At 43.7% G+C, this 17,232-nt stretch carries 8 protein-coding genes; all 8 read right to left on the bottom strand.

Annotated features, from left to right (window positions below; all coding sequences use genetic code 11):
* Positions 1–18: 18 nt before the first annotated feature.
* Entirely contained in the window at positions 19–1,878 is a 1,860-nt protein-coding gene (locus ACGHAV_RS02115; RefSeq protein WP_390376047.1) for a glycoside hydrolase family 13 protein, read from the bottom strand.
* Between the two features lie 189 nt (positions 1,879–2,067).
* Positions 2,068–3,840: an alpha-amylase family protein gene (locus ACGHAV_RS02120; RefSeq protein ID WP_390376050.1), complete on the bottom strand. Its 1,773-nt coding sequence runs from the start codon at positions 3,838–3,840 to the stop codon at positions 2,068–2,070.
* A 322-nt stretch (positions 3,841–4,162) separates the two neighbouring features.
* Positions 4,163–5,125: a PEP-CTERM/exosortase system-associated acyltransferase gene (locus ACGHAV_RS02125; protein WP_390375768.1), complete on the bottom strand. Its 963-nt coding sequence runs from the start codon at positions 5,123–5,125 to the stop codon at positions 4,163–4,165.
* A gap of 60 nt (positions 5,126–5,185) precedes the next feature.
* Positions 5,186–5,701 carry an RNA methyltransferase gene (locus tag ACGHAV_RS02130; RefSeq protein ID WP_390375771.1) on the bottom strand — a complete coding sequence of 172 codons (516 nt, stop codon included), beginning with the start codon at positions 5,699–5,701 and terminating at the stop codon, positions 5,186–5,188.
* A 645-nt stretch (positions 5,702–6,346) separates the two neighbouring features.
* Positions 6,347–10,678 carry an alpha-1,6-glucosidase domain-containing protein gene (locus ACGHAV_RS02135; protein WP_390375774.1) on the bottom strand — a complete coding sequence of 1,444 codons (4,332 nt, stop codon included), beginning with the start codon at positions 10,676–10,678 and terminating at the stop codon, positions 6,347–6,349.
* 71 nt (positions 10,679–10,749) lie between these two features.
* Positions 10,750–13,800, bottom strand: coding sequence for a TonB-dependent receptor (locus ACGHAV_RS02140; protein ID WP_390375777.1), 3,051 nt, complete (start codon positions 13,798–13,800; stop codon positions 10,750–10,752).
* A gap of 305 nt (positions 13,801–14,105) precedes the next feature.
* Positions 14,106–15,605: a tryptophan halogenase family protein gene (locus ACGHAV_RS02145; RefSeq protein ID WP_390375780.1), complete on the bottom strand. Its 1,500-nt coding sequence runs from the start codon at positions 15,603–15,605 to the stop codon at positions 14,106–14,108.
* A 9-nt stretch (positions 15,606–15,614) separates the two neighbouring features.
* Positions 15,615–17,102, bottom strand: coding sequence for a tryptophan halogenase family protein (locus ACGHAV_RS02150; protein WP_390376053.1), 1,488 nt, complete (start codon positions 17,100–17,102; stop codon positions 15,615–15,617).
* Positions 17,103–17,232: the final 130 nt, after the last annotated feature.

A 17,232-nucleotide genomic window follows, 5' to 3' on the forward strand; every position in this document is an offset into this window, starting at 1 on the left:
TTTATTAAGTTAATTACGTTAGCGCACAATAAACACTTGTGCTGACATTGCTTCTATAGAAACCTTATCGTCTGTGGAGAAAACTTCGCCAGTACTCACTTTTGTGAGCGTTTTAAAACCCGATAGCATTTCAGCGTATTCGCTTAATGCAACAGACTGCTCTTTTTTAGACAAAACTGTCATCAACAATCCATCTGACGGAGATGCTGGTACGCGGAAGTAAGTGTAAACGCCCTCTTTTGGCGCGTAGTGCTTTAACTCGCCTTCAAAAAAACTTGCGTGATTACGACGTAAGTTAAGTAGCGTGCGGACTCTTTGCTTCGCCCATTTTTCGTCTTCGCTTAAGCCGACATCGTTAAAGCCATTTTTTTGATTATCTTGGGCCCACCCACTAGGAAAGTCGGTTCGAATAATACCGTGATCATCTGTATCTGGGTTACTCATCAAAATTTCAGTACCGTAGAACACTTGCGGTATACCACGTGTCGTTAAGAACAAGGTCATTGCCATGTTCCACTTTCTAACATCGTGATCAACCTGAGTAAAAATACGGCTCATGTCATGATTGTCGGGAAACACAACAAGGTTGTTCGGATCACCGTATAAGAAGTCGGTGGCAAGTGTTTCATAAATGCTAATAAAGCCACTGTTCCAACTCTCATCAGACGTTAATGCTTCGACAACCGCAGCTTGTAGCGGAAAATCCATTACAGACGGAAGCGCGCTTTCATAATCGTCATGTCTATGGCTACCCGCTTGCCAGTAAGCAGTAATTGCGGGGTTTACAGACCACTCTTCACCCACAATGTTAAAGTTCGGATATTCTGCCATTAGCGCTTTTGTCCATTGCGCTAAAAAGTCTTTATCGGAATATGAATAGGTGTCTACGCGAATGCCACTTAAATTGGCATACTCAACCCACCAAATAGCGTTTTGAATGAGGTAATTAGCTAAGTGAGGATTACGTTGATTCAAATCAGGCATGGTAGGTACAAACCAACCGTCACTAAACCCTTTTACATCGCTCGCAACAGCATGAGGGTCGTGAAGTGACTCTCGTTTGTGAGTTGTTCCCTTAAATGTGCCTTTGTTGTTTATCCAGTCAGTAGAGGGTTTATCTTTCATCCAAAGGTGATTACTTCCAATATGGTTTAGCACCATATCCATGATAATACCCACACCTTTCTCTGCTGCGTGATTGCTTAATCTGACATAATCTTCATTCGAGCCAAAACGCGGATCGATTTTGTAATAATCTGTGGTCGAATAACCGTGATAACTATACGCATCCATCGCGTTTTCTAATAACGGCATTGTCCATATTTGGGTAAAGCCCATATCGCTTATGTAGTCGATATGATCAATGATCCCTTCAATGTCTCCGCCGTGACGACCACCTTTGTTTTCCCTATCAACAGGGTCTGCATAGCCATCAACGTTATCGTTCTCGATATTGCCATTTGCAAATCTATCGGGCGCTATTAAATAAATCGCATCCTTTGCAGTGAATCCTTGACGCTGAGAAGACTTTGCACTGCGCGATTGCAGTGTGTATTGTAAATTCCTTTTAGTGCCGTCTTTATCTTCCAACGACAGTACTATTTCACCGGAACGTGCATCTTCAATGTTTAGCGTTACAAAAAGGTAGTTGTTACTATCAAGCGCTTGAACCTTTTCAATTTTCACGCCCGATTTCTCGCCCGGCTTTACGTCCGACTCTAGGCCATTCTTAGTGACCAAGCGAACGGTGTCATCTGCTACGCCCTCACCGTGTATCATTAACTCTAATGTAGGTGAAGCCATACCCGCCCACCAATTGGGTGGTGACACACTAAGTTCATTACCATTTGCAGAAAACGATACCGTTGTAGCCATCATACTGCTGAGTAATAAAGCGACAGAGTTTTTACTTTTTGGGAACGTGAACACTAACAAATACCCTTTTGTTAAAAATACGTTAAACGAAACGCTAACGTCGAATACTACAATGGAGAGGAGTTAACACCAATGCACTGCATACGTATTCACGCCCGTGCATTGGTGAAAAAGGTATGTAACCTTCGACGGCTAGAAAGCGAAAACCTTTGTTTCTAGTGGTTGAAGGTCAACAGTAATGTTGTAGCCATTTTCCTTGTCCTGCAAAGTCACACCCGTATGGTCAAGCAGCGGTAACAATTCTTGATTTGCTGAAAACGTGTTTGAGAAATCACTAGAAAGCGTCAACACAGCGTTATTTACCGGCACAGTATCAAAGTTAGCTACCACAATGAAACCGTGATTGTCTTTTACTCTTGCAAAAGCAAACTGACGTTCTGAATAACTAGAGTTGTTGTTTAAGCTGTCTTTATGAAGGCTTATAAACTCGCCGGTTACCGCTGAATTAGTGGCGGCAATGGCCATAACCTGTTCGTAAAATTGACGAAGTGATTTCTCTTCTTCAGTAGATTGGCCACCATCGAACGCACCTTCATTCATGAAACGTTGATGGGCAGGAACACCTACATAATCAAAAATTGAAGTACGTGTTGGGTCACCAAAACCTGTTTCTTCACTACCGTCTTCACCAACATCTTGCCCGAAATACAACAGTGTTGGAGAGCTACTAATTAGCGCGCTTACCGCCAATGCTGGCTTGCCTTTCTCGGCACTTCCGGCAAAGTCAGGGCTGGCAATTCGCTGTTCATCATGATTCTCTAGAAAATGAAGCATGCTTGGTGCAATATCACTCACCTCGTTATGAATGGCAACCAAGTCACTTACTTCACCCGTTCCTTGCATAATGCTTTTCAGAGTATCGTAAAAGCCTACTTTGTCGTAAAGATAATCCATCTTCCCTTTATGTAAGTAAGCTCGGTATTTGTCTGGCTGGTAAACCTCTGCAAGCAGAAACGCATTTGCGTTCTTTTGTTTAATACTGCTGTTTAAGAACGACCAAAATTCTACAGGTACCATCTCAGCCATATCATAGCGAAAGCCATCAACACCTTTGTCTAACCAATAGTGCGCGATGTCTCTGAATTTAAACCATGAATCTGGTAATGCTTTACCTTCCCAAAAAGCGGCGTGAGCGGCGTAATCCTTTTCTGAATAGTTATCGGGAAGTACAGGGAAATCGTATGAACCATCAGGCTTTACACCGTAGTTAACCTTAACGGTCTCATACCAATCGTTGATATCTGGTTGTGCAGCACGTGCACCGTTTCCGGTCCATTTAGCAGGCACTTCTTCGAATTTACCGTCCGCTAAAGGATGAGGATTACCGCCTAGCACTTGGTAGTTGTCTGCTTGTGGCACTTTAAATGCTTCGCCAACAACGTAGTAAAAGTTGTTGTTTTTCGCATATTCTACTGACGTATCATCATTTTCACCGAAATCTGACACACCTTCAGGGGCCGACAATGACGTGTAATCGCGTGCAACGTGGTTTGGCACGATATCAATTATAACCTTCATGCCCGCCGCGTGCGTGCGAGCAATCAATGCCTCAAATTCTTCTAAACGCTTTGCAGGGTCTGTAGCGAGATCTGGATTTACATTGTAGTAGTCTTTAACAGCATAGGGAGAGCCCGCACGGCCTTTAATGACATCAGGATCATCGTTTGAAATGCCGTATTCGCTGTAATCGTTTACTAATGCGTGATGCGGAACACCAGTGAACCATATATGACTGGTACCTAAGGCCTTGATAGATTCAAGCGCTTCTGGGGTAAAATCTTCAAACTTCCCTACACCATTATCTTCAATAGTTCCCCAAGGCTTATTGGTACTGTTTGTATTACCAAATAAACGGGTAAACACTTGATAAACAACAGCCTTCCCTTCTCTCTTTTCACTTGTCATTGCATCATTGTTGCTATCTTTAACATCTTGCACAGTGACCTCTTGAGCGGCTGTATTGTTCGATGTTTGAGGGGATTCGCTACACGCCATTAAACCCGCACAAAGCATAGCAGCAGTTAATGTTTTTAGTTGAAAAGAAGAGTTTGTATGCATGACAGTTAGGTCGTTAAATTAACATGCAGTAAGGATACGCGTTAACCGTATGTTAAAAAACATGCATACGTATTCAAAAACAAAAAAGCTACCAATTACGAGTAGCTTTGTTGTTATTAGACTAAAGAACAAACATTTAAGTGGCCTTTTGGGGAAAACCCAACATTTGCTAAGCCGCTTTTATAATCCCTAAAGATGCATTAGCCGAATTGTTCTTTGTAGAATTTTGCGCCATGTATTCATTCTGCTGAATATCATCGACTTCCAATTGATTAGGCTGTATTTGATCGAAAGCAGCTTGCGTCTCATTTTCAAGCGCCTTATCAATTGATTGATAAAACCCTCGCAGCGGCTTTGCCAACTCACTGACCAATACCTTCGGGTCTATACGGTAAGGCACGCGCTTTCCATTAAATTCTACGCTGCTGCCTATGTCTTTAAAATCGATGCCAAATGCCTTCATTCGTCTGGCAAGCTTTGGTTCCATAAGTACGTAGGCAAAACGTAAATCGTGCCTTATGCAAATGCTCGTTGCCATAAGGTATAGGGCAATAGACAGATACGGAAGTTGGTCGATATTGACATTGCTCTTGTTACTTGCAACTTCCGCTCTAGACGACAGAATCTTCGATCTAAACTGCCTTACTCTGAAGTCTTTAGGAATAGCAAGACGTGATATTTCACAAACGCCGTGGCCAGCTTCTTTCGACGGTAAAAGCGACGGGTCTTCAAAAATATCTGAAAACTTATCTTCAACAGGTAAACCTTCGCCGTTTAGCTTTGGCAGCACCAACCGAATAGTGCCAGCACATTTTCCCGTTGGGAGATGTTGAATATGGCAGCTTATTGCACGCTCGTCGTAAGCGTCTTGCTCAAGTGCACGTTCGTTCTCGGCCTCGTAACGCATTTCTTCACAATACACTTGATGGCGGGTTTCATAACCTACCTTCTTTTCTTTACTGTCTGACGCAACGACAAGCTTATAGCGACTAAAGAAAAAAGACGCTATTAGCTTATCTAGGCTCTGGTGTTTCTTCCCATCAGTGTTCGGCGTGTTTTTAACATCATTTGTGGGCACTTTATTCTCGTGCCTTGCCTGCAACTGGATATTCTCTGATAAACAATTCAACATTAAGCTCCCAAAAGATTTTTTACAGGTGTGTGGGGAACTTCCTAGTTGCAACTACACCATTCACTGTTGTTTTAATTTTGTTTTATTATTTTTATCACGGCTGTTTCTTATCAACTCATTACCGCGTTCAAATTCCGACTTTGCCATTCTGTCGTAAAGTAAGACGTTTGCAGTTGCAGCCACATTCATACATGAATACGTGGGTACATAAACCACATGGTCACACCATGACAAAACGTCTTCGCTGATGCTTCCGTCTTCTGGCCCTAATATGTAAAAAGCGTTGTCAGGATGCTCAAAATCGGGGAGCGGGCTCGCACCTTCAACCAATTCAATGGCAACAACACTGGCTCCCATGGGCACAACGTCACGCAGGTCATCTACACCTATCGTTGGTATTGTTTTATGAAACGCTTTTGTATCGGCATTGAAATCTTTTGCAAAGCGAAAGCGTTGACCCGTGTAAAATACGCTGGCAACCCCATAACATCCTGCCGCTCGCAGTATTGAGGCCACATTCACAGGATTTTTGGGGTTTATTAATCCCAACGACACTTTCTGATTTGCTAATTGCACTTTTATTCGCTCTTTATCTGCTGCTTTAATTGCGCGTTTTAATTAAGTCGCGAATAGTGCCATGTAATGCGTTTTACTGCCATTGCTTATCGTGTGTTAGTCAATGGCTGTCACTCTATTTCTCATTATTGTGAAAAAGTACTGAAAGGTTAATTCCAACGATATATTCGTTTGCACAACGATACTCTTTCCCTATGTGCTCTTGGCAACACATAGATTTTGCAACATATACACCAGTTTTTTACTTTGCTATTCCAACTAGCGCCTGTAACTCAAAAAGTGCATAAAATTCAGATGTATAAGTAGAAACCACAAAACCAAAAAGGATGTTACGCGTAACCCAACTTTTTTTACTGTTCCGTTATAGACTTAAAAAAGCGCATGTAGCGTTGCAAAATAAACACACTACCAACACACTGTTTTATATATACTTTTTGAAAATTAGAGCGTTACTGAGTTCAATATTTAGCTGAAAATACCAATGTGTTCCGAATAAGTAACATCTATTGATGCTCAGTCGCAATAATTCGACCAATAAATATACTCGCTCAAACTCCACCAATGCTTAAAAAGCTGTTACAGAAATAAAAAAGCCGCGCTATTAGAGCACGGCTTTAAACAACAAAATACTATGTATTAAGCGCGTTATATCTTAGTAACAACTAGCCATGGGGCATTGCCATCAGGACCATTAACACTAAATAAATAGGTGCCTGTTTCAGGTACGTCCATCACTAGATTATTGTTACTGCCACCTAGTATTTTTGGCGTTCCCTCTTCAACCACATTTGACGCAGCATCGTTGGGGTTTCCTAAGTTAACTGTTGCCCAATCTTCTGAAGCAACTTTAAACTCTACCGTGCCAGCACTTAATTCTACTTCGGCTGTATAAACACCAGCACCTTGGTAACTAAAGAGATCAACTGCACCCCAGCCATTCATGCCACCACGAACAAACACTTCTGTGTCGCCCCAGTAGGCTTCTTTGAACACGCCAACGGTTGGCGCATCCAACGAAGTAACATCGAAAACAAACACATAGCGGTCGGTTTCTTCTATCGTCAGTACCAAATTATCGTTGGTTCGAGCCAGTCCCACTGTTTGTCCTGGCGACACATTTCGGTCTGCATCATCAGATGACACCGCACCAAAATTCACCGTATTCCAGTCTTCCGATGCAACTTTGAACTCGTAAGTCCCTGGCTCTAGGTCTCTCGCAAAGGTGTAAACTCGCCCACCTTGATATTCAAACTCTTCGTCAGTGCCCCAACCATTCATTGCACCACGAAGGAAAACAGGTGTGCCTACGTAAGGCTCTTCGTTTTCGACAGTGATAACTGGCGCTTCACTGTCTGTTGCATCAATGGTAAACAAATAAGTGGCATCTGCAGATGGCGTAAACGAAAGGTTAGTATTTGTGCGAGCCAGAAGTTTTTCTTCGCCTGCAGTGACTACACCATCGTCGCCATCTGGTGCACCAAAGTTCACTGTACTCCAGTCTTCAGAAGCAAACTTAAAGCCATACGTAGTACCGCCCTCAAGGGCTACAGCAACAGTATAAATACCATCACCTTGATAACTAAATGCGTCGTCTGTTGACCAACCGTTCATGTCACCTCGAAGGTAAGCAACAGTGTCGCCATACGGCACTACATCAGGGGCGCCTGCCGTAGCAAAAGCAGATAATCCCGTACCTTGTGCACCTGATTGCGGTTTTACAAATACCGCAATAGACAGCGCTGGAACCGTAAACGTACCGTTGCCATCATCGCCTTCTGTAAAATAAGCGCCACGCACCACTTCATCAACAGAGTTCATTAACGTAGGGTGAAGTGAAAATCCGGTTGCCGTATTCACAGTAAGCGACTTTTCTTCGTATCCTGTATTCACTAGCACCATCAACGCGTCATTCATTGGGTCTAGATCGCTTTTAGGCATCTCACTATCTGATGAAACGCCATCGTCCAGACTCATCGCTATCAAGCCACGCTGTTGGCGTGAACCAATATTATGGAAGCCAACGCGGTCAATGATGTCTTGTGATGTCGTTAATCTAAATAGCGGGCTTGTCATTCTTATCGACAGCAGTTCAGCAAAAACATCCGAAGCAAAAAGAATATCTGCAGACGAGGCTGCGCGCTCTGGGTCGTAGATAAACTCGCCCATTTCTTCCCAACGCCCTTCATTGTCTTGCGCTATTGGCAAACCTACATTCCAGTTATTCGTTTGATAAGTGAAATCTATGTAGTTAAACCAGTCACCTGAATCATAGGTATTTCTGTCCATTGATTTAGAGCGCAACATATCGCCGCCCATTTGTAGAAATGGAATGCCCTGAGAAACAAGGTTGATACCCATTGCTACATTTTGCGCTCGAACACGCTCTTGCAGACTAATATCGTGAGGAAGCACGTAATTAAGCTGATCCCACAGGGTTTCGTTATCGTGTTTAGATACATAATTTATAATGTCTGCTGGATCGTCAGCATAACCACCTAAATTGCTCGTTGCGCCTGCACTGCCCGCCGAGGTTTCCAAGATGTAGTCTTTGAGCGTACCAATCATTCCCATTTTAACGCGGTCTTGATCGCTCAACAGCGCGTCAGAATCTGGTCGGAATATATTTCCTTGACGAATAGCTTCACGGATACGATCGTTAAACGTACCTATTTCAGTACCCGCCATGTTTAGCTGGCTGGCCTGCTCATAACCACGGTCAATCTTCGTCCAGCCTTCACCGTAGAAGTAATTGTCTTCATCAACGGTTTGAACTACGTCACGCAAACGTACCATCGTGTCTTTGGTTGCTTGGCTCATGATGTCGAAACGGAATGAATCGTACTTGTAGTGCTCTGCCCACATCAATAACGAGTCTTCCATGAACTTTTCCATCATGATATTGCGAGGCTCTGTGTCGTCGCAGCAGGTTTCACGCACAATGGCACCCGAATCAACTTCATAACGATGGTAGTAGCCTGGCACCACTTTATCGAGTACAGACTTAGTAAAAACACCCGACGCGTTAGTATGGTTATACACCACATCTAAAGCCACTCTTAAGCCCATCTCATGAAGCGCTTGTATCATTGCGCGCATTTCTACAATTCGCTCTACCCCTTCAGCACTGGATGCGTAACTGCCCTCTGGTGCATTGAAATGGTGTGGGTCGTAACCCCAGTTGAAGGTATCAACATTACGCAAATCATTGGTTAACTGCTGCGCCTTTGCCGCTTCGGCTAGTGGATCATAGGCGTTGTAAACATCAATAAGAAGCGTGCTGCTATCCTCTTCGTCACATACGGCGGCATCTTCATTCAAACGGCAAAACGCACCAACAGTATCGTAAAGGTCTATAGTTTTAGATGGGTCTTCATCAATAGTGGCAATGTCGTTAGCAGGCAAAACGTGGAAATAGTTAAGACCGGCATCAACAAGCTTTTTAAGATGTTCAACAGGTGCACTATTCGTTTCGGTAAACGCTAAGTATTTACCACGGTTAGCCTCGGATGTAGACATATCACGTACGCTAAAATCGCGAATATGCCCTTCGTAAATTACCGCATCTTCAGGGTTTTCAACGGTAGGTATAGTATGAGTATCCCAACCTTCTGGCTTCAGGTCATCATCCGTTAAGTTAACAAAACGAGAAAAACGTCCGTTAGTTGAAAGTGACACCGAGTATGGGTCAGTCACAAGTAATGTTTCAATATTACCTGTATTCGGGTGGTAAACTGTTATCTCATAACGATAAAGCGCCCTATCAAGCGACATATCACCTTCATAACGCCATACGCCTGACGCAACATCACGTGTCATTGCGATACGCTGATTTAGTGTTTTGTTATCGTTGTATAGCATCAAGTCAACGTTACTAGCCGTTGGTGCCCATACCGCTGCTGTTATTCCCGAGTCAGTGTAAATACCGCCGAGCATAGCTTCATTAGCATCATTTTCACCAGACGTGTAGAGTGCATCAATGGCATTCGCTAGCTGAATGCCAGTTGCTACAAGCAATGTACCTTCTGCATCGTAACCACCTACAACGGCTTGCGTTCTCAGCACTGCTTTAGCATCGTCTTCAGTCCAATCTCCTTGCCACGCTTGCATTGAAGAAAGATGTGGCGCTCGTGCTTGCTGATCTTCAGTTAATGAAGTGGGCATTAGCGAAACCGATGTTCCGTTTATCCCTCCTTCTAGCGTGCTCTCAAGGTCGGCATCTGCTGAATAGTGCAGTTTTACCTCAGAGACCGCCTCTGGCACATTCCACAAGATGGTATTGGCATCTAGCCAATGTGCACCAAAGCCTTCGATATCTGCTGCTTGCGGCCCAAGTGATAAAATAGGATATTCGAAAATTGTAGGCTCGCCTGACAAAGTGAAATTCATACGGACAAAGGTTTCGTCGTCTTGAATTAGCGAACCTTGGAAGTCGCCTCCACCCATTTCTTTGCCTGCATCGTCAGTACCTTTGTGAATAATAAAGTTATGACAATCACCATAGCCTTCTTTTAACTCTAATACCCAATATGCTCCGTAGTTAGGGTCGATACCGTTGTGTACTCGGCCATTTGCCCAATCGGTATCGGCATCGGCATACGCATCGCAAGCATCGTTATTCCACGTGTGAAGACGCCAGCCTTCGTACATAGGGTCGTTTGCAGAATTGTCTGCATCAACTGACGCTCTGTTGTAGTACAGCACAGCCTGATTAGACGATGGCGTGAATACTGGCGCAGGTAAAGTTGGATCGGCACCGACTATACACGCATCGTTGGTTTCATTTGGCACAGTGGGCGCATCACACTGAATAGGTGGAGGTGGCACACATTCAGTGCCAGTTGAATTAGGCACATTGGGTACGTCACAAGTAAGTAAATCATTGGTGCCCGACTCTACATCAGAGCCACCGCAACCCACTAATGTAACCGCCCCTACAAGCAATAGCGCTGCGCGCCATGCTGTGGTTTTAGTAAACATAGAATTCTCCCAAAAACGGTTTTGTGATGGTTTCACCGCGCTTTCTTTCATTGACCTGAGGATTAGCTTTTTCATAGTTGGTATGTCATCCCTAGGAAGTATTGCGTTCCGAAATACTGAATGGTTCCTGTTTGTTCCTGAGAGGAGAAATAGCTCTTGGTAGGCTCATCAGTAAGGTTGTTAATTTGGAATAGAACGCTCCAATTTTCATCGACCTCATAAGAGGCTTGATAATCGATAACCAGTTCTGAATCGAAGTTAACAACCTGATCGTTTACCGCAACCTGCTGAGAAACAAATGCGTCTCTGTAACGGCTAGAGACACGAGTTTCAAAGCCCTCGTATTCCCAAAAAACGGTGAGCGTTGCTACATTCTCAGATAGTCCGGGAAGATTTGTAGCGTAGACACCGTTGCCCAGCGTTCGCTGAATTTCACTTTCGGTGAACGAGTAACTAGCACTTACCCCTAAACCAGACCACATGCCTGGTAACATGCTGTAGATTTGCGTGTAAGCAACTTCAAGACCGCGAATGTAGCCACCTTCAGCGTTGTTCACAGCAGTGCTGTAGCTACCGTTTTCGGTTGGAACGGTGACAAAAATAGGATCCCCGTTTTCATCACGAGCAAGCTCTGTTTCTTGCCCTGTAAATTCAGGCGTTAAAAATACAGGTACTTGTACTGAGTCTGGCACCACGATGCCATTAGCTGAGAAGTTATAAGGATCTATTTCTATATCTTCCACAAAAGACTCAATGTCTTTATAGAAACCTGCCACGATGAGTGCCCCCTCAGTTTCACTGAAATAGTACTCCCATGAAACGTCGTACTGGGTTGCATAGAAAGGTTCAAGGTACGGACTATTACGAGCGTTACCATTTACACGTGCCGTGGGTGTTGAAAGGGTTATCTCACCTGAGTCTCTATCTTGAAACGCTGTTACTGTTTCAATGGTGGTAGAAGCGTTGGCAGCAAAACGATTTATTGGCGCCCGGCCCATAACTTTAGCCGCGGCAACACGTAACTGTGTGTCGTCGGTTAACTGGAAGTTAAGGTTGATAGACGGCAATACATCACTGTACTCATGGGTAATTAACGCAGGACGGTAAAAGTTGTTAATAAGCCCAGCTTCATCGACAATATTTTGTGCGCCAGCAGTTGGATCGCTTACCTCTACCGTTGCGCCAGATTCAGGATCTGAGATTAACTGTGTTGCACGCTGTAACGTTGTGGAACTTTGCTTGCTTTTAACATAGCGTACACCTATGTTCCCTGTTACTGGCAGACTTCCAATTTCAGTATCGATGTTAGCCATGAAGTAGGCGGAATTTACCGTTTCAAATACATCGCCACTTTCTTGAAGCGTCCATGCCGTAGCAGGCCCAGTACCTGGACCATTTATCACACCGGCGGCACCAGGTCCCCACGTTTGTACAGGTTGAGGGCGACCGTTTGGAAACCACGCATTTAATGCAGTGTCTAAATCAATTGATAGATAGCTAGGAAAATAGCCGAAATCGCCACTCCAATTAACCACCTCAGTCATGTCTGATGTGAGTCGCAGCGGTGGTTCGCTTACAGAGAAAGCGCTGTCGTTGCCATATTCAAATACCGAACGATCGTTGTTGTATTCTCTATCGGAATAGCGATATCCAAATTCGAAACCAGAAACGATTGGCGTGTCTACGTAATATTGGAAATCGACGCGATACGCGTCTAACTCGTCTTTGTTCTTAAATGGATAGATGCCATATTTACTTACCATAACGCGATCTAAATCAGTAAAAGCATCGGTTTGGTTAAATCCAAGATCAGGCAGATTACTGCCATTAAGTAGATAGCTAATTTGAACGTTCTCATCAAACACTGGATTAGCAGCATTTGCGTCTTCACCAACCAGTGACCACAATAAACCATTTCTGAAATCACTTTCAGCGCTTGAACGCGATACATCTAACTGAACAGCAAAATTAGGTGTTATTTCCCAATCTGCATTAACACCTAAATTCGTTACACTGTCGAAGTCTTGGTTGTCATCGTTTACAAGCTCTACCCGCGTAAAACTGTTATCGGTGCGCGAGAACGTGCCCCCAATTACGTTGTTGTTTACAATAACAGGGTTAGTGATACCAGCGTTAATACCGCCCAATTTGACGCGGAACCCTCGTGCGAAGGCCTCGGAGTCAAATTCAGATATAAACGCATCTGCCTTTAGCGTAAACGTATCTATTGGCGCCCATTCAAACGCAGCTACATAGCCGTCACGCGTTTCTTCACCGCCCTTATGCTGCATCTCAAAACCTTCTGAGATGTACTCACACTCAGGGCAAGATTCAGGCCCTTGTGTGTCTCCTTCAAGCCCATCGACATCAACAAGCCCGTTGTAAGCTAAGCCGATAAACTGTGTGGACACACTGGGTTGAAATAGCCGTGCATACCCCAGCGACACACCTAATGTGTCGTCTAAAAACTTACCTTGGTATGAAAAGCTTAATCGGTGGCCATATTCAGAAGCATCACTAATTTCGGAAGCTCTATCGTTGTACATGCCACGCATGTTGGCACTGAACTTGTGTTGCTCGTCCATCGCAAGAGGCGATGCGGTTTTTAATTCAACAGTACCAGCAATACCCCCTTCAATTAACGACGCTTTGGGTGATTTATAAACCGCGGCTTCGCTGATAAGCTCAGATGGATATTGGTCGAACTCTATTGCACGGCTGCCGCTTGTTGATACCTGCTCTCTTCCGTTCAAGGTTGAGAAAACAAAGTCTCCCGATAAGCCACGAATGTTAATCTGCGCCGCTTGCCCACCGGTTCTTACGGCTGATATACCAGGTAAACGCGTAAGCGCATCTGCCATCGAAACATCTGGTAAGCCACCTAGGTCATCGGCTGAAATTTGCTCAGATACCGTATCAGAGAAACGCTTTTGATTGAGTGATTGAATAAGGCTACTGCTAAAACCGCGAACCTCTATGCGCTCTACTGCTTCAACATCTTCTCGTTCAACCTCGTTAATAGACGTATCCGGTGACTCTTGGGCAAACAACGGTGTAGCGCAAAACGCCATACCACTGCTTATCAAAGCCGCCGTGATAGTGCTGGGTTTGAATGTTTTCATTGGTGTCCCATTCCTTGTTTTATTATCAGCACTTTTAGGACTACCACACCCAAAAATGCCTCTTATGGTTCAACAAAGAATATTACTGGGTTGTACAAAAAGGGAGCAACGCTATGCATACGTATTCATTAACAAAAATAAAACATTAATGAAACATAGTTTCATGAGTATTTTTTACAATGAGTTACAGTAACATTGCGCCGCAATGAAAAAGCGGCGCAGAAAGGATATGAATAAAAGTGTGTATTTATGCCATATTTGGATTAATCGAAAAGGCGTAGTTTATGCGCTACAACAAAAAGTCATCACAAGCTAGATTGCTTTTGTAATACCGCTTGGTGCATTTCAAAATTTAGTGCACAGCCACCAATAAACTGTTCAATTGCCTGCTCCTTGTATAAATCTCCTCTACCAGGTTGATTTTGAGCAAGCGCTGGGAATGCGCCATATCCAGCAAATAAGCAATGCCATGAAACCGAGTCCCAATGCATTCCAATATTCTGACGCTTTATCTCATTAGCGAGATCTTCACGTTGAAACCATGTGTTAATAATCGACTTCAATGAGTCTGACAGCACCATGTTATTTCTGTTATCTCGCCAATAATCGCTGTCATCACGGGTATTCAGTTTATAGTGTCCAACAATGTAATCCCTTACCCTGTCGAATCGTTCTTTGGCAAATGCGTTATAGGTGTTTTTCTCACTGTTTGAAAAACCACCTTTTTCAAACATATCTGAGAAATATTCAATGCAAATTTGAACAAGATGAAGTGCCGTTGCTTCGAGAGGCTCTATAAATCCCTGAGACAACCCTAGTGCCAAACAATTTCTCTGCCAGTGCTGCTCAACTTGCCCTACCTTCATCTTGAGGTGTCTGGCTTCCACATCACTGTTTTCAAGATTGAGGTGTCTTCTTAATTCAGCTTCAGCTTTATCACTGGATAAGTGAGAGGCACTATAAACATAACCGTTACCGGTGCGGTTTTGTAAAGGTATTGACCAGCACCACCCGTTTGATAGCGCAGTTGACTGGGTTTCCACCTGAATGTTTTCTTGCACCTGTGTGGGCAAAACAACCGCTGAATCATTAAATAGGTTATCGGAATAAGCGTTGAACTTAACACCCAGAGCTTGCTGTAACAACGCAGAAGAAAACCCTGTACAATCTACAAAGAAATCGCCCTCAAACTTGCCTGTATCGGTAACAAGATACGCTATATCACCATTTGCATGTAAGGCGACATCGCTGATAACAGCGCTCACATGCGTTACGCCTCTTCCCACTGCAACATCACGCAAATAATTACCTAACAGCGCACTGTCAAAGTGGTACCCATATTCCATTCTAAAAGGGAAGTTTTCCGGCGTTAGCGGTGCTTTATTTTGTTTTGCTAAAACCCCGTTAATAAGGAAATCTTCCGGCGCAACGTGGGTATCAAGCCCTAGCCTTCTGGTACGGCAGTTAACCTCAAATGCACGCTGAGTGAAGGTGTCGGTTTGAGAGATAAACGGGTGACGATACTGCTTGATCCCTGAGGCTGGGCTCCAATCATTAAACTGAATGCTTACTTTGTAAGTGGCGTTGCATTTGGGCATCCAGTCACTTTCTTTAATACCCAGCTCTTCAAAGAAGCGCTTAAGCGTAGGTGTAGAGCCCTCGCCCACACCTATAATGCCAATGTCAGGAGATTCAATCAGCGTAACTTTAACCTTGTCTGATGGCCACTTATGCGCAAAATAATTAGCGGCCATCCAACCTGCAGTACCACCGCCTGCAATAACAATATGTTTTGGTTTATTCATGGTGCGGTTTTAACTACAGAACTGTTTCAAGAAATCATCGTGGCTTGCAATTTTACCGATAGGCTCATTTTTAATGCGCTTGATGTTTTGCATCAATTCTTGAAGTTTTTGTTCCGATAGCGCATTCGCTAGCGGGTGATAGTCTTTCTGATGAACGCCCTGTCCCATCAATACTTGTAACCAAGAGCTTTCTAGGAATAAATCATTTTGCTCTCTGAATAGGTTTCCAGATTCTTTGAATAATTCGATTTTGTGCGTCAAGCTATCTGGTACGTCCATCTCGCGAAGATCTTTCCAGAAGTGAGAGTCTGTTCGTTCATTTACGTGATAGTGCAAAATAATGAAATCACGAATTTGCTCATATTCAAGCTGAGACTGTTTGTTGTACTCATCTATCTGATATTGCTTAAACCCTTCGTGCGGGAATAAATGAATGAGTCTAACCACCGCAGACTGAATCAAATGTATACTGGTCGACTCTAAGGGCTCCAAAAACCCACTAGAAAGCCCAACAGCCACTACATTTTTATTCCACTGCTTGCGTCTTCGTCCTGTTTTGAAGCGAATAAAGTTAGGGTCGGCAAGCGGTTTGGTATCAAGGTTATTCGACAGAATATCGAGTGCTTGTTCATCAGAATAATAATTACTGCTATACACCAAGCCATTACCATTGCGGTGCTGAAGCGGAATACGCCATTGCCAACCAGCAGAATGTGCTATTGAACGTGTGTAAGGGCGCGTATGTTCGTGACGCTCTGAAGGCATAGCCACTGCGCGGTCGCAAGGTAACCAATGCGACCAATCTTCATAACCCGTATTCAATGTTTGTTGGGTAAGTAGCCCTTTAAACCCTGAACAGTCAATAAACAAATCGCCTTCAATGTGAGTACCGTCTTTAAGGGTTACACCGGTGATAAAGCCGCTGCCTGCGTCTTGTTTAACATTGGTAATAATGCCTTCTTTACGAGTAACGCCCATTGCTTCGCACTTTTTACGAAGAAAACGCGCATACAGCGACGCATCGAAATGATAGGCATATGGCATTTCTATAATTGGGTCGGGAGATTTGATATGGGCAAACTTACCCGCTTTACAGGCAAGATAGTTTAAATCGTATTCCCATATCGAGTCAGAAAGTCCTAACTCTTGAGCGCGTTTAAAATAATGATGAAAATGACAAAAAGCGTAGCTTTTACCCGGGGCGCCGAAAGTGTGATAATAGCTTTCTCCTTCCACACGCCAGTTTTCAAACTTAATCGCCAACTTCATGGTAGCGTTTGTTTCGCGTAAGAACTCTTTTTCGTCTATCCCCATTACGTTGTTAAGGGTGATGATAGGCGGAATAGTGGCTTCCCCTACACCAACGGTACCGATTTCTTCAGATTCAATAAGCGTTACATTTACGCCCGCACCGATAAGACGTTTTATGACAGCTGCTGAAATCCAACCGGCTGTACCACCACCTACAATAACTACATTTTTTACCGCTTTATTCATCATATTTTTTGCCGTCACCATTTTTTATGTGGCTACACTACTATCATCATTAAATATCATGACATGTACCGCTATACAACAAAAAGCCCCAACACATTACGTAAATTGGGGCTTTTTTAATGTTACTTGT

The sequence above is a fragment of the Alteromonas sp. MTD1 genome (genome assembly GCF_042848195.1).
Taxonomy (GTDB): Bacteria; Pseudomonadota; Gammaproteobacteria; order Enterobacterales; family Alteromonadaceae; genus Alteromonas.